Raw genomic sequence first — 18,068 nt, 5'->3', positions numbered from 1 at the left:
AATGGGAAGGGGTCATCATGAAGACGATCGGATTGGCAGTGAACCAAGCAAAACCGAAGGCGATCCCTGTCACGAAGGAATTGATACGCTTGATTGAAGAACAAGGGGCGAGCGTCTATGTGGATGCGGATGTAGCTGACCTCGTTGATCGGAAGGACCGCGCTTTACATATTGAGCAATTCCCGGGTAAAGTAGATCTTGTATTCGTGCTCGGTGGCGATGGAACATTGCTCGGTATGGCTCGCCGCTTGGCACCTTTCGGTTTGCCTATGTTGGGGATTAATGTAGGAAATCTCGGTTTTCTTTCTGAAGCCGAACCTGATGATTTGAAAAAAGCTGTTTGCCGTGTTCTTAATGGGGATTTTGCGTTGGAGAAACGCATGATGTTGGAAACAAGCATAGAGAGAGAAGGTCGCATCATTCAATCGGCCATTGGTTTAAATGATATCGGCATCGCCAAACGCTCATTCGGACGAATGGTGACATTGCGTATTTTCGTCGATGATATGTATGTGGAAACCTATTCGGGCGATGGCTTAATCATTTCATCTCCTACCGGTTCTACCGCATATTCGCTTTCTTGCGGCGGGCCGATCGTTTCTCCGCATATGCAAGTGATTTTGTTGACGCCTATTTGTCCGCATCGCCTAAGTACGCGACCGATCGTGATTTCGGGTGAGCAGGTGGTGCGCGTTGAAGTATCCGCTTCCCATCACGATATAGGAGTGTCTGTTGACGGACAGATCGGATTCACACTATCGCGTAATGATACGGTTATTGTCAAAAAAGCTAAGTACGAAACGACTCTCATCAAATGGAAGGAACGGGAATTCTTTGACGTTCTCCGCAAAAAATTACGTGAGCCACTTGATATGTAAGGAAGGTGCAGAATGAAAGGACAACGGTTGCTCAAAATCCGGGAACTTGTTTCCACGCGTGACATTGAAACACAAGAGGAACTGGTGGAGTTGCTACGCGAAGCAGGATTTCAAGTGACACAAGCGACGATCTCGCGTGATATCAAAGAATTGCATCTCGTTAAAGTGCCTACAACAGACGGTCGTTATAAGTATGCGCTGCCCGCAGAACCAACCTATAACCCGGAAGCGAAATTAAGAAGATTGCTGATTGATAGCTTCGTATCGATCGACCGTGCTGAGAATCTGATCGTAATGAAGACACTTCCCGGAAACGCTCATGCAGTCGGTGCATTGATCGACGCAATGGATTGGAACGATATACTAGGTACCATTTGTGGAGATGATACGATTCTCATTATTAGTCGTTCATCCGAGCGGGCGTCTGATATTGTGAATCGTTTTTTGTCTTTTATTTGAGGGGAGACAAAAAGCGGGGTGGTGACTTTGTTACAGGAGTTATTCATCCGTAATTTCGCTTTGATTGAAGAAGTCCGTCTGACGTTTGACAGTGGACTCACGATTCTGACGGGAGAAACGGGAGCGGGTAAATCGATCATCCTGGACGCATTAGGATTGATTGTGGGTGGACGAGCCTCTTCCGAGATGGTAAGGCAAGGCGCGGAAAAAGCGATCATTGAGGCTCTTTTCATCATTGACCAAAATCGGGACGCATGGTTGCAATTATTCAACGATATGGGTTTCGAGTGGAATGAAGACGATACTTTAGTTGTTACGCGTGAAGTGAGCGCGTCAGGGAAAAATGTCTGTCGGGTCAACGGACGCATCGTTACCGTACAGATGTTGCGCCAAATAGGAAAGCGGCTTTTGGATATCGTCGGTCAGCATGAAAACCAGTCTCTATTGCGTGTAGAAGATCAATTGGATTTGCTGGATGCGTTCGGCGGTTCCGAAATCTCGGCACTTCGGCGAGAAGTCAGTGACTTATACCACAGATTTAACGATGCCCGCCGCGTTTTACGCGATGCCCAACTCGGTGAGAAGGAACGGATGCAACGCATCGACATTCTCCGCTTTCAAATGGATGAAATCGATGCAGCGGGGTTTACACCGGGGGAAGATGTACGGTTAGAAGAAGAAAGGCGAATGTTAGCCCATGCCGAGAAACTGTATGCTTCCGCAGCAAATGCTTACGCTGTATTGTATCAAGGAAGCGAACGGCAACATTCAATCCTGGATCTGTTGTACCGAGTCCTGCAAGATTTGGAGACTGCCGAACGATATGATGCATCCTTGGCTCCGATCGTCGAACTGATTAAAACAGCCGGTTACCAATTAGAAGAGGCAGCGCACGACCTGCGTTCCTATCGCGATACGGTGGAGAGTAACCCAGCACGTTTAAGAGAATTGGAAGAACGGATTGCTCTACTTTCCCGCTTGCAGAAAAAATACGGGGAAAACGTGGAAGCGATCTTACAATACGCCGAAAAGATTCGAACGGAACTCTATGAGCTCGAAAACCATGAAGAGCATATCGTCAAGCTTCAGCAGGAATTGGAGAAGATCGGGAAACAGTTGGCGGAGAAAGCGCTGTTATTGTCGGAAAAACGGAAAGAGGTTGCGGAAGACCTATCCGAGCTTGTCATGGGCGAATTGACAAATCTGATGATGCCAAAAACCCAATTTGCCATACACTTTCAGGAATTTTCAGATGCAGATGGCATTTGTGTGGGCAACCGTTGGGTGCATGTTTCGGAGACGGGTATTGACCGGATCGAATTTTTATTTTCCCCCAATATTGGTGAACCCCTGCGTCCCCTCGCAAAGATTGCTTCTGGCGGAGAGCTCTCCCGAACGATGCTCGCCCTTACAACCCTTCTGTCCGATGTGGCTGGCGTCCAGACGCTTGTTTTTGATGAAGTGGATACCGGTATTTCTGGACGGGCGGCACAAGCGGTCGCGGAAAAATTATCGATCGTATCCGAAACCAAACAGGTGATCTGCGTGACCCATTTGCCGCAGGTCGCTTGTATGGCCGACACACATTATCAAATCGTTAAACATCAGACAGGACAGAGAACGTATACCGAAGTTACCTGCTTGAGTGAAGAGGAGCGGATCGAAGAGTTAGCGCGCATGTTATCCGGTCCGGAACTGACAGACACCACTCGAAAAGCGGCTGAAGAAATGCTTCGTCTTGCACGGTTAGTGAAGACGGGATAAGGATAAAATGCTAAATAGAGACAGGGACGGGACCTTGCCAAGGTCCTTTTTTTAACGAACGATTTCGATGGAAGGCTTTTTTATACAGCATAAAAGCGCAAATTTGAGGTCACATTACTAACACGAGTCTCTGTAGTACCTGAACGTAAATCGCCTTACGGAGGTGTAGAACGGGAAAGGGGAGCGCACACGTGACAAAGTACCGTTTTAAACAGTTTGTGGGCCTATTCATTGCGATGTCGTTTCTCGTCATCTGGTGGTTTACTCCAATTCGTCAGCTAGCCAGCATTCCTGCAAACATGAGGATTCTCGAAGGCCAGAGCGCCGCCATCGATCTTGGGCTCCCGGTTACGGCAACCGTAACCACGAGTAATGTCCAGGTTGCGACGGTACATGGAACTCAGCAGTCGAAAGTTGCGTTTAATCTCAAACAACCGATCCTCATTGATTCGGTCTCGCAAGGACAAGCAGATGTGAAAGTGAATTTATTCGGCCTTATTCCTCTAAAATCTGTTCACGTCGATGTCGTTCCCGAATTAGAAGTCATCCCTGGTGGTCAATCCATTGGAGTCAAACTTACATCGGACGGAATCATGGTAGTGGGTTATAATCAAGTGACGGTTGGGGAACAACGTTATTCCCCAGGGGAAAAAGACGGTATCAAAATTGGAGATGTCATCACTGCAATCGATGGAATCAAGATTAAGTCATCAGAGCAGGCGGCTGCATTAATTAATAAGGCGGGGAAAGATAATCGTGATCTTGAAATGAAAGTGATGCGTTCCAAACAACAGATTGCCCTTCGCGTCAGACCGGTCAAAGAGAAAGGAACGGACATGTACCGTATCGGTCTTTATATCCGCGACCGTGCGGCAGGAGTGGGAACTCTCACCTTTTATGACCCCAAAAACCGTATATTCGGGGCTCTTGGTCACGTAATAACCGATGTGGATACGGGACAACCCATAAGGGTGAGTGATGGTGAGATTGTCCATTCCAGTGTCACATCGATCGACAAAGGGGAAAGCGGACAGCCGGGTGAAAAACGGGGAATATTTGTGGATGAAGACCGAGTTCTCGGTTCGATCACGAAAAATAGCGATTTTGGGGTCTTTGGGAAGATGAACAAGATGCCGGAGAATGCGAGAATCACAAAAGTGTTACCGATCGCCTTGGCGGAACAAGTGAAGGAAGGACCTGCCAAAATCTTAACGGTGGTCGAAGGGCAGAAAGTTGAAGAATTCGATATTCAAATCACAAACGTCATGAAACAAAAGTTTCCTGCGATCAAAAGTATGGTAATCAAAGTGACAGACCCTCGTCTTCTAGAAAAGACAGGAGGGATCATTCAAGGGATGAGCGGTAGTCCAATCATTCAGGATGGAAAACTGGTCGGAGCGGTGACTCATGTTTTCGTGAACGATCCTACGCAAGGGTATGGTGTATTTATCGAATGGATGCTAAATGAAGCAGGGATACAAACGAAAACCTCCTCTCTGATGAAAGCATCGTAAATAAGATGCATCTCAAAACGCCCACTACGGGCGTTTTTTTATCAAATTTTATTCGACAAATCACGAGGAACAATATAGCAAAGAATGTAGAAAGAAGTCAGATTATTTTACGTAAGATCTGGAAGGAAAAAATAAGACTGATGTCGAAATCTTTTCTAGAATTTTCGTGAATTCTGTTCGGAAAATATAGGAGGACGTCAGATGCGCCAAATTAAGGTTTTAATTGCGGATGATAACCGCGAATTCACCGATTTATTGAAGGAGTTTATCGTCGAACAACGTGACATGGAAGTCGTAGGTATTGCGCATAACGGGAACGAAGTCATCGAGCAATTGACGAATCATCAGCCTGATGTCATCATTTTGGATATCATCATGCCTGTACTTGACGGTATCGGTGTTCTTGAGAAGATTCAAAGCATGAATCTCACCCCCGAACCCAAAGTGATCATGCTCACAGCATTCGGACAAGATAACATCACCAAGAAAGCCCTCGAACTGGGAGCCGCCTATTATATCTTGAAGCCGTTTGACATGGACATCCTCGCGAATCGAATTCGGCAGCTGGTTCGTACACCGGGCCTTTCTTCCGGAGGCCCCAAACCGGTCATTATGACACGTGGCAAGAACGTCGATGCATCCATCACGAACGTGATCCATGAGATCGGGGTCCCCGCCCATATCAAAGGTTATCATTATCTGCGGGAAGCGATTAGTATGGTATACAAGGATGTTGAAATACTTGGTTCCATCACGAAAGTTCTCTATCCGAAAATCGCAGAAAAATATAACACAACACCATCTCGGGTCGAACGAGCGATTCGACATGCAATCGAAGTGGCTTGGGGCCGGGGGAATGTCGAAGCCATCCGTGCCGTATTCGGTTACACGGTAAACATCGGCAAGAGCAAACCTACTAATTCGGAATTTATTGCCATGGTGGCGGATAAGTTGAGGATCGAGGCGAAGATTTCGTGAGGCCATACGTGGCAAGGGATTTGAGGATTGGGTGAAATTAACATCCAGAACAATTTTGCCAACTAATTTCTTTTTATGCCCATAAATTTCTGGTATAGACACCAACTAACACTCCTTATTCATTGGGTTCAAAGAAACCAACTGATAAGGGGTGTTTTTTATTATGACTGACATTGAATTTCAGATTGAAAATTTTATGTTGTACTGTACTTCAAAGAATTTGTCGAAAAAAACACTTGCAAGTTATGAGCAATCACTGAGATTGTTTGCGGTTTATTTAGAACGAGAACACCAAATAACGGAAGTTGAAAAGGTGCAATCAGGTCATATCCGACATTACATCAAGTATCTAAAAGAAAGAGGAAAGTATAGCGTTTCTGTTGATCCAAGTAAAGAGCAATTTAATCATCCGCAAAACAGAACAGATTATGGCAAGAAAATTTCAGATACGACAATTGCAAACTACATCCGTAACATCAAAGTATTTTTTAATTATCTGCATGATGTTGAACAAGAAATAAAAAAGAATCCTGCTGAAAAAGTGGAGAATGTGAAAGTGGAAAGAAAGATGAAGAAAACACTTTCGCCAGAGGATTTTAAAAAAGTGTTAGATGCTTTTGATAAGACAACATTTCATGGTTATAGAAATTTCCAGATAACACGTTTACTATTAGATACTGGATTACGAGTAAGTGAATGTTTGAGTATCCTTCCAGAGCATATCGACTTTGAACATAGGAGTATTTTGGTTGTCAATCCAAAGAATAAACAACAGCGTTACGTGTACTTTTCACCTAAAATGGCGAGAGAGTTGAAATCATGGCTCAAATATAAAGATCGATATTCGGATAGTCAGTGGCTTTTTCCAACCACAAAAGGGACTCAACTGGAAATCAGAAATTACGAGAAAGCATTAAGGGATGCAGGGAAAAGTGTGGGTGTTGATATTCACCCGCATTTACTAAGGAATAATTTCGCCAAGTATTATATCTTGAATGGTGGAGATTGGTTCACGCTTTCAAGAATCATGGGACATTCATCCGTTGAGGTTACACAAAAAGCTTATCTTGATTTTACGGATGAAGAAGTGGGCAAAAAGTATCAAAAACACAGTCCACTTGCTTTTATGGATATATAAAGGGGTGTGTACCATGCTACTTACAAAAATATGGGACAATGACTAATTATGCTAAACATGTCTTTTGATATTGGAATGACTCTCGCTCTGCTCTCAATTAATGAATCTGCTCAAAGATATATTTCTGCTCATCACATGTTGTATCATTTTCTATTGACGCAAGAGTGGTGATACATGTAAGACAGGAATCACTATAGATCATATCCACGCCAATTATCAAATATGACCGCCGTCTTGGCGGTATTTTTTTGCTTTTCAAGCAGGATAATACCCACCTTTACAGCGAATCAATTCGTGAGGTGGGGAACCGTGAAGTGTAAATTACCTGTGATACTTGCGGAAAGAAAAATTAAGCAAAAGTGGTTATGCGAAAGGGTTGGGCTATCGACATCCGCAATGAGTCAAATTGTTCGTGGTGAAAGTTTACCTACTTTACCCACGGCAATACGAATAGCAAAAGTTCTAGATTTGAAAGTTGAAGATATTTGGCAGGAAGAATAATCCGCTACCAGCGGATTTTTTTATTTGGACACGCATTTTTAGGTTATGCGAAAATACATATTTACCATCAAACAATCAATCGAACATTTCAGCACACACATAACAAATGTTTAACCATCTAAAGCATGCACAATCGAACAATCGTGTAGGGGGATGATTAGATGACTTACGGAGAGGTAAGAAAAACGATCATTTTTAAGCTGGATGATCCCGAGCAACGTGCCATGTACGAACAAATCGTAACGAAGACGAACTTCAGTAAACTCGTTAAACGCTTCCTCGCAGCAGAACTCCAACGAATGCGTGCAGCACAACAGCAGTCATTACAACAAACATTTAATCAATCGAACGCAATAACATATCAATCACCTCAACAACCGAACAAATAAAATAAAAACACCCCTCTGAACCGAAGGGTGTAGTATCGCTCAATGGCTGATGGGATGGTATCAGCCTATGCGTGTCAGTCTGAAAAGATGCGTGTCAGGTTAATACATCAACCAAAATTTTTGCTCCGAGTAACGCAGCTCCACCCCAGAACATAACTTTTCCAATTACAACGAGTGCAGGCATGTCGTCTCCTCCTTTTTACATTTCCAGTATGTTTCAAATTCCAAAGCACTATGCGAGGTGAATGTCATGAGAAAAATGGAAGTCTTAGACTGGAACGCTTTCTTCGTAGGTGATGTACACCCAAAGTACAAAAAGCCGTCATCGCTTCTTCCTATGGCTGTGGCGGCGTCAACAGTGCTTCCGTCGATTCCAGCACAAGCAGTAACGACCGACAGAATCATCCACGCTTTCGATCCACTGATTCATATCATTCAAGCCCTCAGCTATCCAGTGTGTTTCATGTCGATGGCGGGGGGAATGCTGCTGATCACAGTTGGGCAACGTCATCGAGGAATCAACATGATCAAATGGTCGGCAATCGGATACATCGGGATGCAATTGGTTCCAGGGATAATGTCAATAGTGGGAGACGTAGGACGCAGCATGAATTAATTGGTTTGCGACTGATACCGGACAGACGTTTAACAAATGCTGACGTTGAATCATTTGCTACTGGCTTGCACTCGTTATATAAACCTCTCATTGAACGTATGAATCGCACCGGTTGGCGTATCGATGTGGCACCCCAGAATTATGTTGTATTGGAATGGCATTTAGCGCCAAATAAAGCAGAAGTAATGTTGCATACTCCGTCGCACACGAGAACAATTGTTGAGCAGCATATCAATACGACCTGGCCACGTGTAACAACAGAAGACATAGAGCATGATCCGTTGAACGACTGGTTGTCGAATATTTCAGGTGCAGACTTACATTTACGGGAACATTACATGTATGCCATTCATGTTGATCGACGCTCTCTGGCACCTATATCGACTATTTTAGAAACATTGCGCATGTTACAAGAAGGTGAACGCGGATTAATCCAAATGATACTCGTTCAAGCAGACAAGGATTGGAGCGAAGGAGCGAAAGCAGCATACGACAAGTTGAAAGATGGAGGGCAGCCGAAAAGGATAGGTGTCGATGGACGATCAATAGCCGAAGGTATAGCTAAGTTTGGCGCTGGAATCGCATTGCACACTTCAGCATTAGTGGCCGAAATCATAACAGGCAAAGAAATTGAACCTGAACCGGTTGATCTACCATCGAAATTGTACCTCGACAGAACGCTTTCATCTGCGACGCTACAAAAAACGAAGTATGCTGCATTTGATGTAACGATTCGAGTCGCGTCAATGTCGCACGATCCAGGCAGGCGAGAGGTGATTTTAAACGCATTATCTACTGCGTTTCGTGACTTGGATAAGGATAATGGATTCCTAGCTAAACCGATCAAAAATATGTCTAAATGGTGGCTGTCAGTCGTGAATAGGAAACCGCCACGGTTAAAAATAAACGCTGATTACTTGTCCATACCTGAAGTAGCGAGATTATTGCAACTTCCAACCGGGCAATTACAAGAGGAATATGGATTATCAAGTGTTCAGCATCGCGAAAGTGATTTACCTGTAAGCGTGTTAAGCGGTGGAATCCAAATTGGTGAACATACATTTAGAGGCGAATCGGAGTCAGTGTATATCCCGATCCACGACCATGATGAATTGTGTTTGCCGCGAATAGTTATAGGGGGCATGGGAACGGGTAAAACACGCGGATTTGGTGGCAATTTTGGCGCTCAAGCGATAGCACACGGATTCTCTGTGATTAGTATCGATGTGGCAAAAGACGAACTCGGTGCAGAAATTGAAATAGGAGCAAAACGTCGTGGAGTACCAGATGATAAAATAATTCACTTGAAGTTCGGCGAAAAGGCATATCGACTTGATTGGATAGAAGGGATGTTAGGTAAACGTGCAGCTAACAGATTGGCGGGTGAAGTATTAAATTTCTTCAACTTGCATAGCGCTGATGCAGGTGTCGAAACATCACGATATATCCGATTAGCAGGTAAAACAGTAGGAGTACTCGGTGGAACATTGAGTGATATTTTTGACATGTTCCGTAGTGAGGAGTATAGAGAAGACATGATCAAACGACTCAAAGAAAAAGATAGAACCGACATAGCGAGCGAATGGGAAACGTATGAAAAGCTAAGTCCAGGCATGAAAGGTAAAGTTATGGAACCTGTGTTGAATCGGCTGGATATGCTACAAGGCGACGATTACTTACGTGAATGCTTAGAGGTTGGGGAGTCGTTGGATTTTCGCAAATGGCTAACGGGCGGATATCATGTCCGTATTCACGTGCCAAAAGGAGGCATTGACGGGCTTGGTGCTGAAGCGGTTGATATACTCGTGGACTTCCTCATGGCTAAGATTGAATTGGCGATGTTTGCACGCCCAGAAGAAGAACAGGCGCCATGTTTCGTAATCATGGATGAGCCACACCAATTCAAAAGTTGTTCGGCACGTTGGGAACGAATGGCCGTAGAGACAAGGAAATGGCGACTCGGACTTATATGGATGTTCCACCTATGGGATCAAGTACCGCGCAAACTAACGGAAACGATCAAAGCAGCGGGGCCACATTATCACATATATACAACGAGTAAAAATATCCTCCGTGATCTTGCTGAAGAGATTGCACCATTCACGGTTGAAGAGGCAATGAAAACGCCAAGACATTATGCGATCAATGTAATAAGAGCAGGCGGAGTGACAGTGACGCCGTTCATGGCTAAAATGACGCCACCGCCAAGCGCAATAGAGTGAACGACCTTCTTTAGGAGGGTCTTTTTTTTACGATAACACATTTACTTGTATATCAAAGAAGGAAAAACAATACGGTGAGGGTGATCGATATGCTATATGAAATTAGTTATCGTGTAAGAAAATTGTACTTAATTTAATATTCAATTAATATCCGTACATATCTTCCATCCACAGTAATTTTATTTTTATCAATCCTTCCGTTCACAGCCATTTCAATTACATCCAGTTTGTCGATAAGCTTTTTAACTGATAAACCTACTGGGAAAAGTAAAGTTACATCGTACCCATCGGGAGTTTTTAAAATAGATTTAATAGAGCATTCTTTGATCTCATTTTTCCCAGTCCTTTTTCTATGATCATGATATACACCGGATTGGAATAGAGCTTGTCGTAAACGATATCGTATGGACGTACGAACCAATCCATAGATTGTTACCCCAAAAATGGCTCCTCCTACAAGAGTAATGGATGTTACCATATCCCCCATCTCCCTTAAAGTTTTTTTGGTTAAAGAATATGGAATAAACTTTTTGAAATGCATGTCCGACACAAAAACTGTTACGATGGTGGGTTGATTGTGCCTATTACGATTGTGAAAGATATACAAGAGTTAATATAAAACTCACATTTGTTTAACATAAATTAAATTATTAGTTGTTACAATTAAATCTGGTATGACGGAAGTGCGGGTAAGCACAGCTATACGGCCCCCGCCTCAACCTCCTTAACAATTCAACCGCTCACGATGATATGTGAGCGGCCATTTTTTTACACAACATTTGTTATTCACATCTATCAGTTAATAATTCTTAACAGATAGTCAATGTAGGCTATACATTCATCAACTACAATAAGTTTGGCGACGACAGTTCAACAACAACTCTCTCCGCTCTTCACATCATCAGAGGCACGCTATAAATGCGTGTCTCTACTGTTTAACACCTATTTACAGCCCTATTATCGTAAAAAAAGCGCAGTCGTGATGACCGCGCAGCAGGGGGTAGAATGAAACATGTTGCCCAGTGTGCAATGGGGTAAGGGTGATATGTGTACAGTGTAAATGACAAATGCGGAATAAGTATGTAATCCGATTTACAAATAAACAAAAACCACTCAGGAGAGTGGTCATTGTATAACGTTGATATTTACCAATTGCTCAGCTATTTCCTTCATGTGTTTCGGAACAATATATTGGCGAGCACGAATCAATCCTTTAATTTTGTACAACGCAAATTCTTTAAACTCTGGATATTCTGTTTCTATCTTCTGCATTAGCGAAGGATCGTTCGTGAAAAGGAATAATAGATTATAATTTTCCCATAATTTTGTTCTCATATATTCACCTCCTAATACTTAGGATACATGCGGAATTTGTAAAATGTTGGAGAATTTTGTGGAGCATAAAACTTTAACAGTTTATTTATAAAAATACAAACACACAATCATTGCGGGAACATTAAAAACCACGCCGAATGTGACGTGGTTTGTTTTTTATTTCGCTACAGGTATATCAAAAGTGTACGGATTAAAATTAGTTTCGAAATCATCGGTATGTGCGCTGAGAGTTAGTTTAAATGGTTTATCAGGAGAAAGTCCTTTAAACACTATTACGCCATTTGCCGATACGCCTGGCAGCAGATCGCTTGGAATCTCCTTGTACGTTTCTTTGGCATCAATTACATGATCACTAATCTTCGAATCTAATTGCTGTCCATCCTGAACTGCTTTAGCTTCAAATACGAAAAAATAAGCTTTATTCTGGGTACCGTTCTTGATTGTTATATATACTCTTTGTTCATCCTTTGCAAAATCGATTTTATTAACGGTTAAACTTAGACCGTGCTGATCCAACGTTTTATCGACTTGAAGACTTTTGATTGTCGGTGATAATACACTTAAAGGATCGATCTTCTTCACAGATTCAAGCTGTATCACCGGAGCAGAGATTTTTGCACCAAATGCATTAGTGCCTTCCATCACACCCTGCACTCTTCCAGTTACTTCTACAAAGTCATTTTCCTTGATATCCGCGTTTTGTCCGTTAAGATTTACGACGACATTATGATTATCAACTTGCATTTGAAAAGCGGTCATATCACCAATATTCTTAGTACCGATAAACACTTTGCCTTGCAATGTGGCGTCAGCACCCTTAAACTTATCCGCATCCTGTAAGAATTGAGCCTTATTTGTTTCCGTAACTTTTGGAACATTTGAGGAACTAGTTGTTGCGCTACTTCCCCCGCAACCTGTCATACTCATAACAATTGTAGTAATGACGATTCCTGTTCCTACCTTACCCCATTTTCTCATAGCAACCATCTCCTTATAATATGTAGAGAAATAAAATAACAAACAGATAAGTTAGATACTTATGGATATTATACAATATTTTTCATTCTGTTATTTAAAAAAATTGTCGTTGTTTCTATATAATAACACTTTATTGGAGCCACAAATAAACCACTCACGTTTGGTATGCGAGTGGTTGTTTTTGCCTACATGATATTATTACATATCCTCAACACCAGTTTGAGAGTATTTATGTCCGTATTTGTTGTATAAGTAAGTAATCAGGTTATAAGTACGTTCCAAAGCTTCTTTTGTCTCTTGCGAAAGTTCACCGTTTTTTGTCTCTCTTTTTTCAACAAGGATGATAAACTCACATTCCTTCTGTCTCATATCGACAATCACCTCAGTTGTTGAATCAATTCGGGAACTTTTTGGGTGGGAATAGTGCATAATACAATGATTCATCATATATCAATTCCTGACAACATATTACCAATGAAGCGCACCAAATTTTTTGTGTTTTGGATGTGAGTATCTGACACATTTCTATCTGCCGCGAGTTCATAATACACCTCAAATGTCTGGACGAAAAGTTCGGCCAATTCGGCATAATGAAGCAATCTCGTATCGTTACGCAAATCAGGATCGGCTTGTCTAATTGGTTGAATCAGCTCGTCATTGTAGTGAATGTTCATTATCACCACTCCTTCTTATATGGCTGTAGTCGCGCGACCTACGGTTTTCGCAATACGCTCAACAAGTCTCTTCACGTGTAAAACAGAGTCGTCGTCATCGCAATCAGCGGCTAGTTCAAGGTATGTGTTATACGAGTCCACCAAAATAGATGCAAGCTCCACACATCGATCTAGTTTGTCGTCTCTGCGAAGATTAGGTTCTGCTTGTCCGACCCATTCGTCGTTCACCCGAATCATCCACGCACACCCCCATAAGTCGTTCAGTTTTATAAACATTTGGTTTAGATTTCTAAACATATGATACAACTTGTTAATTATGCTAGTCAAGCAAAAAGTTTATTATTGCGAACATATGTTTACTTTGTTAAACTAAATGTTTATGATATTGTATTGATGGAAATTGACAAATGAGGGGTTGATTATATGTTTTCATACGCTCCATTGGCCGCAACATTACACAAAAAGGGGATAAGCCGAACAGAATTGAAAAGGATGATAGGGGCATCTTCAGCAACTATTGCTAAGATCGCCAAGGATGAACCGGTATCAATGAAGGTCTTAGATGATATATGTACAGTGCTGGAATGTGAGATACAAGACGTGATTCAGCATGTAAAAGCTAGAAAACAAAATTAACGAAAATACGATCAATCGTTATCATTTCGTCCAGGAGGCAAAAGTTTAGTTATCACGGATATTGAAGAGCTAATGTATCGAGGGGAAGCGGTGACAAGCAAATGACTCAGGGAATATCATCAATGAAATCGTATACCTTAGAATTTTCATTTGATGTTACAGGATGTGAGATGGAGGGGCATCTGAATCCTGAAATTGTAAGTCAAATTCACTTTAAAAATGCAAAACTTGATTATATAGAATTTATGCCCACCCGGAATCAAACCCATGTAAAGGGGAGCGTAACCGTAGAACTAAATCAACTTGATGATTTATTTCTCGGTGAAACTTTTATACACTCGCATTTAATACCGATGATTCGTAATACTTTAGCCATAACAAACTCTAGCCAAGATAAATTACCCTTTCTTCCATATTTTGAGCCTTCAATTAATTTAATTACTTATAGAGGGCTTAATCATATTGACGTGCAAGTTCTTAAAGAAAAGAAAGTTAAGTGCGGCGAACACCCACAAAATCCATTAAAATTGGACTTAAACGATTTCAGTAAGAATCTAATTCATCTCGTGATAAAACTTGATCGTGCAACGCTACAACAGAAAAACCACGAACGCATTTCAGCAATTCAACGCTCCTTTTTTTGGTTAATAGGAGCGCAGCAAGTTGGGCATACTGATGGGTTTCTGATATATGAAGTTATTTCTAAATACCGTTTATTATGGACAGCTTTAAATGCGATATATAATTTATACAAAAAGACGACAGAAAGACAAACTATTAAAAATTTTGCGCGCAATCCATTTATTGTAGATTATGTCGACTCACTTGTGCAGAAGAAAGATACCATAATATTTAATCTTATAAGTTCAAAGCTAACGCTGTGGGATAATTTTCCTATCTCAGATGAGCTTTCGAAAAGCATTCAATCTGTAGATAAAGTAAAAACGGCCCAAAACTTTATGTTCTGCTTGTATGCGATCCGAAACCCGATAATTCATGGTTCTGAATTAAACGATGAAATAAAATTATGTAAAGGTGCTTACATTGTTCTAGAACATATCGTTAAGAAATCTATAAGAGCAGAAATCATGAAGCTATCAGAGAAGAGTTAAAGGGGATATATGCTGATTGTTTTGGGGAACGAGGAAAACCGGTGCCAATTGAATGGCACCTTTTTAATTTATTTCATCATCGTTTTCGATTTCTGCTGGTGGATTGGTTTTCTTTTTCAATCGATCCCACGATGGATCATATGGACGTAAAATTGTGATAGATGATTGACTCAATCCACGACGGAAACGTTTGATCAAACCAAGTTCCGTTAAATGTTTAATTGCTCCGTCAACGGCGCTTTTGCTCAATCCTGTATCTTCCGTTATTGTTTCTGTGGTTACTGTAGTGTGTCCATAATTGTTGTGAGCACGTAACAACAATGTAATAAAAACCTTTAAATCTGCGCCCGTTAGATCAGGTAAGTATTTTGCAAAACCGTTGAATATCGCACCAAAACCGATACCGTTAGCTTTCTCATTCGATTGCTCCAGCGATTGAAATTTCCATTCGGCATATTCATTCTTCAACTCTTCAATCGTAGATTTATTCGACATTGTGTACGACTCCTTATCAACGTCGAGCGATAGCGCGACGAATAGTAAATTGCGTATAGTTATGAGTCTAGTTGTATGAGTATAGTTTATGATTACTATAAAAGGGATACGTTGCACACTATAGTAGTCATCTAAAGTATACTATAGTAAGTATCTGATGCACAATATAGTAAGCATTAGAGAATGTTACAATATGGTAATATATGCGATATACTTTAATGCTTTACTATGATAAAAAAGTACTACATATAAATACATATACACCCATACACGCAACGCCTACAAATCAATAAAGCGTGTATCATCGTAAATAGTTAATATATTAATAGTATATGATTGGACATCGTTGGACATTTAACGAAGCGCAAAACCCGAAAAACCGCGTCACTATTGGGATTTCGTGATTGAGTGTCCAATTGAACGAGAATAGGAGAAAGTCTCCTTCTTGAAGGAGGAGAGTTTTACTCATCATTGAGTAAAAGAATACACGCATACGTTGATCGTTGATGTAGCGCGGATTATAGGAGATGACACGTTACGCTGGCGTAATAGGATTGTGTGTAGTGGATAGGGGGGCGTGAAGTACGAAGCCCAATGTGGAGTGAGGTTGGACAAAACTGTCCAAAAGTCTAAGTTCGCCGCCCGCTCGGACGGTTGCGCAGAAACTTTCGCATCTACTTCACGTACAGGTATTCCCAACATGGTAATACCTTCGACACACGCCCTAGCAAATGGACAAGTGATAAATTGGTGAACATTGTCAATGCAAATCGTAATTATTATAATAAACTCATAATTTCAATGGAAGGAATGATTTTATGGCTGTATATGGAATAGGCGCTTTTTATGAAAGCCAAGGCGACGTAAGTAATCACTTTATCAATCAAAATTGCGCTTGCGTTGGCTGGGATTTCGTCGTAGTCATACTAAAGAGTAATATAAATATCACTGTTTCGCATCCACTCCACGCAAGAAAAGAGACGTGACCACTCGATCACGCCTTCTATGGGTTAGGACGTATAGGGTACACGAGTCTATTGTATCACAATCCTATTTTCGCCGCCGCATTATCACGGAATAGAGAACCTTCCTGGATGTATCGATCCACCATGACACGGCTCTTATGTCCCGTTTGTCGCATAATAGCACGATCACTAGCGCCTGCACGTGCTGCGGTTGTAGCGAATCCACTACGCAAACTATGACCGGCGTATTGGGCAGGGTCTAATCCAGCTGCCTCCGCACAACGTTTCACCACACGTGCGACGCCTTTATCGCTCAATCGTTCATCTTTAACGTTTCCACCTTTAGTGACTCCACGAAATACTGCACCGGATTTGATTCCGGATACTTCTACCCACTTCATATAAGAACGTACCGGACATGTTTCTCTGCATGATCCGTACGGTATGCCTATTTTACGCCCTTCTCCTTCCTGGTCTGTCTTGCTTTTGCGAATCGTGATTGTCAATCCATCGTCTGTGATCTGAATATCCTCCACGTTCAATGTCACCAATTCACTACGACGTAACGCACCGGCGAAACCAATGAGTAATAACGCACGATCACGAATGTCTAGGGTTGTGTCGCCTAATGTATCAACCATACGCCGCACATCATCAATAACAGCAGCTTTTTTGGCTTGTTGTGCCGTTCCGTGTGTGCGTTTGATACCGTTCCATAGCTCACGTACCTTTTCATTTCGTGTGGGGGATTTATAACCTGCCGATTGATGGGCTTTCGAGATGGATGATATCCGACGGTTAATGGTACTTGTTTTATATCCTTCATCGGCCAGTGTAGTAATGTAGAGCATTACGGTCTCGGGTGAAGCTGGCAATGATTCCTGGCCATACTGTTCGCACCAAGCGGTGAAATGCGCCCAATCGGATTGATACGCTTTGATCGTATTGTCTGATTTCGATTTTCTTGTATATTCATTGGCCTTTTGAATCAATTGCTCAACACGTTCCATCGTGACAGCGTTCGTTTGTTTCAATGCAATTTCCATCCCGATCACCCCATCATTATGTCCGATACCTTTTAATTATCGGACGTAATTTCTGGTTATATTGTACGGTGAAATGATGGAAATATCAATAAAATTTTACCAATCGATTCATCGAAAAGAAGGTAACAGGTGTGTTCGTTTCATTTTGACGTGGACTGTCCATCATCGTCCCTATAGCTTATCCATATCGTCCCGCTTATGCCGATCATACCGATGTGAAAGAGCAAACTTTAGAAAAAAATTGATTTTCGCGCTCACAGGCCCGTACAAAGCCATCTGCGTTCTAAAATATAGTTCAGAAATCTTTTATGGAAAATAATACCATCAAACTTATTTTGCGCTTACCAATTTTCGACCCACCAACATAT

20 protein-coding genes are annotated in these 18,068 nt (G+C 41.8%); 12 read left to right on the top strand and 8 right to left on the bottom strand.

Going from position 1 to position 18,068, the window contains the following annotated elements; translation table 11 throughout:
- The first annotated feature begins 17 nt into the window (after positions 1-17).
- The 10 genes from DNHGIG_RS00440 to DNHGIG_RS00395 all read left to right on the top strand — a co-directional run bounded on the left by DNHGIG_RS00440 (position 18) and on the right by DNHGIG_RS00395 (position 10,459).
- A complete protein-coding gene (locus DNHGIG_RS00440) occupies positions 18-878 on the top strand; it encodes an NAD(+)/NADH kinase (protein ID WP_282197815.1) in 861 nt (286 codons plus the stop codon).
- A gap of 12 nt (positions 879-890) precedes the next feature.
- Positions 891-1,337, top strand: a complete 447-nt coding sequence (ahrC, locus tag DNHGIG_RS00435) for a transcriptional regulator AhrC/ArgR (protein ID WP_282197814.1) — start codon at positions 891-893, stop codon at positions 1,335-1,337.
- Positions 1,338-1,355: 18 nt separating this feature from the next.
- The gene (gene recN / locus DNHGIG_RS00430; RefSeq protein WP_282197813.1) at positions 1,356-3,101 is read left to right on the top strand and encodes a DNA repair protein RecN; all 1,746 of its coding nucleotides are present in this window, start codon (positions 1,356-1,358) and stop codon (positions 3,099-3,101) included.
- Between the two features lie 191 nt (positions 3,102-3,292).
- Positions 3,293-4,615 (top strand): SpoIVB peptidase, encoded by a 1,323-nt coding sequence (gene spoIVB, locus DNHGIG_RS00425; RefSeq protein ID WP_282197812.1) that lies wholly within the window; start codon positions 3,293-3,295, stop codon positions 4,613-4,615.
- A gap of 201 nt (positions 4,616-4,816) precedes the next feature.
- A complete protein-coding gene (gene spo0A / locus DNHGIG_RS00420) occupies positions 4,817-5,593 on the top strand; it encodes a sporulation transcription factor Spo0A (RefSeq protein WP_282197811.1) in 777 nt (258 codons plus the stop codon).
- Positions 5,594-5,756: 163 nt separating this feature from the next.
- Positions 5,757-6,731 carry a tyrosine-type recombinase/integrase gene (locus tag DNHGIG_RS00415; RefSeq protein WP_282197810.1) on the top strand — a complete coding sequence of 325 codons (975 nt, stop codon included), beginning with the start codon at positions 5,757-5,759 and terminating at the stop codon, positions 6,729-6,731.
- A gap of 309 nt (positions 6,732-7,040) precedes the next feature.
- Complete coding sequence (locus tag DNHGIG_RS00410; protein ID WP_282197809.1) at positions 7,041-7,232, top strand: helix-turn-helix transcriptional regulator; 192 nt, start codon at positions 7,041-7,043, stop codon at positions 7,230-7,232.
- A gap of 161 nt (positions 7,233-7,393) precedes the next feature.
- On the top strand, positions 7,394-7,621 hold the full coding sequence (locus tag DNHGIG_RS00405; RefSeq protein ID WP_282197808.1) for a hypothetical protein: 228 nt from the start codon (positions 7,394-7,396) through the stop codon (positions 7,619-7,621).
- 250 nt (positions 7,622-7,871) lie between these two features.
- Complete coding sequence (locus tag DNHGIG_RS00400) at positions 7,872-8,237, top strand: hypothetical protein (RefSeq protein WP_282197807.1); 366 nt, start codon at positions 7,872-7,874, stop codon at positions 8,235-8,237.
- Positions 8,238-8,242: 5 nt separating this feature from the next.
- A complete protein-coding gene (locus DNHGIG_RS00395) occupies positions 8,243-10,459 on the top strand; it encodes a type IV secretory system conjugative DNA transfer family protein (protein ID WP_282197806.1) in 2,217 nt (738 codons plus the stop codon).
- A gap of 133 nt (positions 10,460-10,592) precedes the next feature.
- On the opposite strand, the gene DNHGIG_RS00390 is transcribed toward DNHGIG_RS00395, so the two are convergent.
- From DNHGIG_RS00390 to DNHGIG_RS00365, 6 genes are all read right to left on the bottom strand, one after another.
- The gene (locus DNHGIG_RS00390) at positions 10,593-10,937 is read right to left on the bottom strand and encodes a hypothetical protein (RefSeq protein WP_282197805.1); all 345 of its coding nucleotides are present in this window, start codon (positions 10,935-10,937) and stop codon (positions 10,593-10,595) included.
- A gap of 647 nt (positions 10,938-11,584) precedes the next feature.
- Positions 11,585-11,794 carry a hypothetical protein gene (locus DNHGIG_RS00385; RefSeq protein WP_282197804.1) on the bottom strand — a complete coding sequence of 70 codons (210 nt, stop codon included), beginning with the start codon at positions 11,792-11,794 and terminating at the stop codon, positions 11,585-11,587.
- Positions 11,795-11,950: 156 nt separating this feature from the next.
- The gene (locus DNHGIG_RS00380) at positions 11,951-12,772 is read right to left on the bottom strand and encodes a hypothetical protein (RefSeq protein ID WP_282197803.1); all 822 of its coding nucleotides are present in this window, start codon (positions 12,770-12,772) and stop codon (positions 11,951-11,953) included.
- A gap of 198 nt (positions 12,773-12,970) precedes the next feature.
- Positions 12,971-13,141, bottom strand: a complete 171-nt coding sequence (locus tag DNHGIG_RS00375) for a hypothetical protein (RefSeq protein WP_282197802.1) — start codon at positions 13,139-13,141, stop codon at positions 12,971-12,973.
- Positions 13,142-13,215: 74 nt separating this feature from the next.
- Positions 13,216-13,446, bottom strand: a complete 231-nt coding sequence (locus DNHGIG_RS00370; protein WP_282197801.1) for a hypothetical protein — start codon at positions 13,444-13,446, stop codon at positions 13,216-13,218.
- 15 nt (positions 13,447-13,461) lie between these two features.
- On the bottom strand, positions 13,462-13,683 hold the full coding sequence (locus DNHGIG_RS00365) for a hypothetical protein (protein ID WP_282197800.1): 222 nt from the start codon (positions 13,681-13,683) through the stop codon (positions 13,462-13,464).
- 186 nt (positions 13,684-13,869) lie between these two features.
- On the opposite strand from DNHGIG_RS00365, the gene DNHGIG_RS00360 reads away from it, so the two are divergent.
- Positions 13,870-14,082 carry a helix-turn-helix domain-containing protein gene (locus DNHGIG_RS00360; RefSeq protein ID WP_282197799.1) on the top strand — a complete coding sequence of 71 codons (213 nt, stop codon included), beginning with the start codon at positions 13,870-13,872 and terminating at the stop codon, positions 14,080-14,082.
- Between the two features lie 122 nt (positions 14,083-14,204).
- Complete coding sequence (locus DNHGIG_RS00355; protein WP_282197798.1) at positions 14,205-15,194, top strand: hypothetical protein; 990 nt, start codon at positions 14,205-14,207, stop codon at positions 15,192-15,194.
- A 63-nt stretch (positions 15,195-15,257) separates the two neighbouring features.
- Here DNHGIG_RS00355 and DNHGIG_RS00350 read toward each other — a convergent pair whose 3' ends face one another.
- On the bottom strand, positions 15,258-15,689 hold the full coding sequence (locus tag DNHGIG_RS00350) for a helix-turn-helix domain-containing protein (protein WP_282197797.1): 432 nt from the start codon (positions 15,687-15,689) through the stop codon (positions 15,258-15,260).
- Positions 15,690-16,731: 1,042 nt separating this feature from the next.
- Entirely contained in the window at positions 16,732-17,700 is a 969-nt protein-coding gene (locus DNHGIG_RS00345) for a site-specific integrase (RefSeq protein ID WP_282197796.1), read from the bottom strand.
- Positions 17,701-18,068 lie beyond the last annotated feature (368 nt).

Source organism: Collibacillus ludicampi, assembly GCF_023705585.1.
Taxonomy (GTDB): Bacteria; Bacillota; Bacilli; order Tumebacillales; family BOQE01; genus Collibacillus; species Collibacillus ludicampi.
Note: the sequence above shows the minus strand (reverse complement) of the source record. Positions and strands in the feature narration are given on the sequence as shown.

What these genes read in the sequence shown, in the direction of transcription:
- DNHGIG_RS00440 (WP_282197815.1), top strand. Translation starts at nt 18, where the DNA reads ATGAAGACGATCGGATTGGCAGTGAACCAAGCAAAACCGAAGGCGATC.
- ahrC (WP_282197814.1), top strand. Translation starts at nt 891, where the DNA reads ATGAAAGGACAACGGTTGCTCAAAATCCGGGAACTTGTTTCCACGCGT.
- spo0A (WP_282197811.1), top strand. Translation starts at nt 4,817, where the DNA reads ATGCGCCAAATTAAGGTTTTAATTGCGGATGATAACCGCGAATTCACC.
- DNHGIG_RS00415 (WP_282197810.1), top strand. Translation starts at nt 5,757, where the DNA reads ATGACTGACATTGAATTTCAGATTGAAAATTTTATGTTGTACTGTACT.
- DNHGIG_RS00405 (WP_282197808.1), top strand. Translation starts at nt 7,394, where the DNA reads ATGACTTACGGAGAGGTAAGAAAAACGATCATTTTTAAGCTGGATGAT.
- DNHGIG_RS00400 (WP_282197807.1), top strand. Translation starts at nt 7,872, where the DNA reads ATGAGAAAAATGGAAGTCTTAGACTGGAACGCTTTCTTCGTAGGTGAT.
- DNHGIG_RS00390 (WP_282197805.1), bottom strand. Translation starts at nt 10,937, where the DNA reads ATGGTAACATCCATTACTCTTGTAGGAGGAGCCATTTTTGGGGTAACA.
- DNHGIG_RS00385 (WP_282197804.1), bottom strand. Translation starts at nt 11,794, where the DNA reads ATGAGAACAAAATTATGGGAAAATTATAATCTATTATTCCTTTTCACG.
- DNHGIG_RS00380 (WP_282197803.1), bottom strand. Translation starts at nt 12,772, where the DNA reads ATGAGAAAATGGGGTAAGGTAGGAACAGGAATCGTCATTACTACAATT.
- DNHGIG_RS00375 (WP_282197802.1), bottom strand. Translation starts at nt 13,141, where the DNA reads ATGAGACAGAAGGAATGTGAGTTTATCATCCTTGTTGAAAAAAGAGAG.
- DNHGIG_RS00370 (WP_282197801.1), bottom strand. Translation starts at nt 13,446, where the DNA reads ATGAACATTCACTACAATGACGAGCTGATTCAACCAATTAGACAAGCC.
- DNHGIG_RS00365 (WP_282197800.1), bottom strand. Translation starts at nt 13,683, where the DNA reads ATGATTCGGGTGAACGACGAATGGGTCGGACAAGCAGAACCTAATCTT.
- DNHGIG_RS00360 (WP_282197799.1), top strand. Translation starts at nt 13,870, where the DNA reads ATGTTTTCATACGCTCCATTGGCCGCAACATTACACAAAAAGGGGATA.
- DNHGIG_RS00355 (WP_282197798.1), top strand. Translation starts at nt 14,205, where the DNA reads ATGAAATCGTATACCTTAGAATTTTCATTTGATGTTACAGGATGTGAG.
- DNHGIG_RS00350 (WP_282197797.1), bottom strand. Translation starts at nt 15,689, where the DNA reads ATGTCGAATAAATCTACGATTGAAGAGTTGAAGAATGAATATGCCGAA.
- DNHGIG_RS00345 (WP_282197796.1), bottom strand. Translation starts at nt 17,700, where the DNA reads ATGGAAATTGCATTGAAACAAACGAACGCTGTCACGATGGAACGTGTT.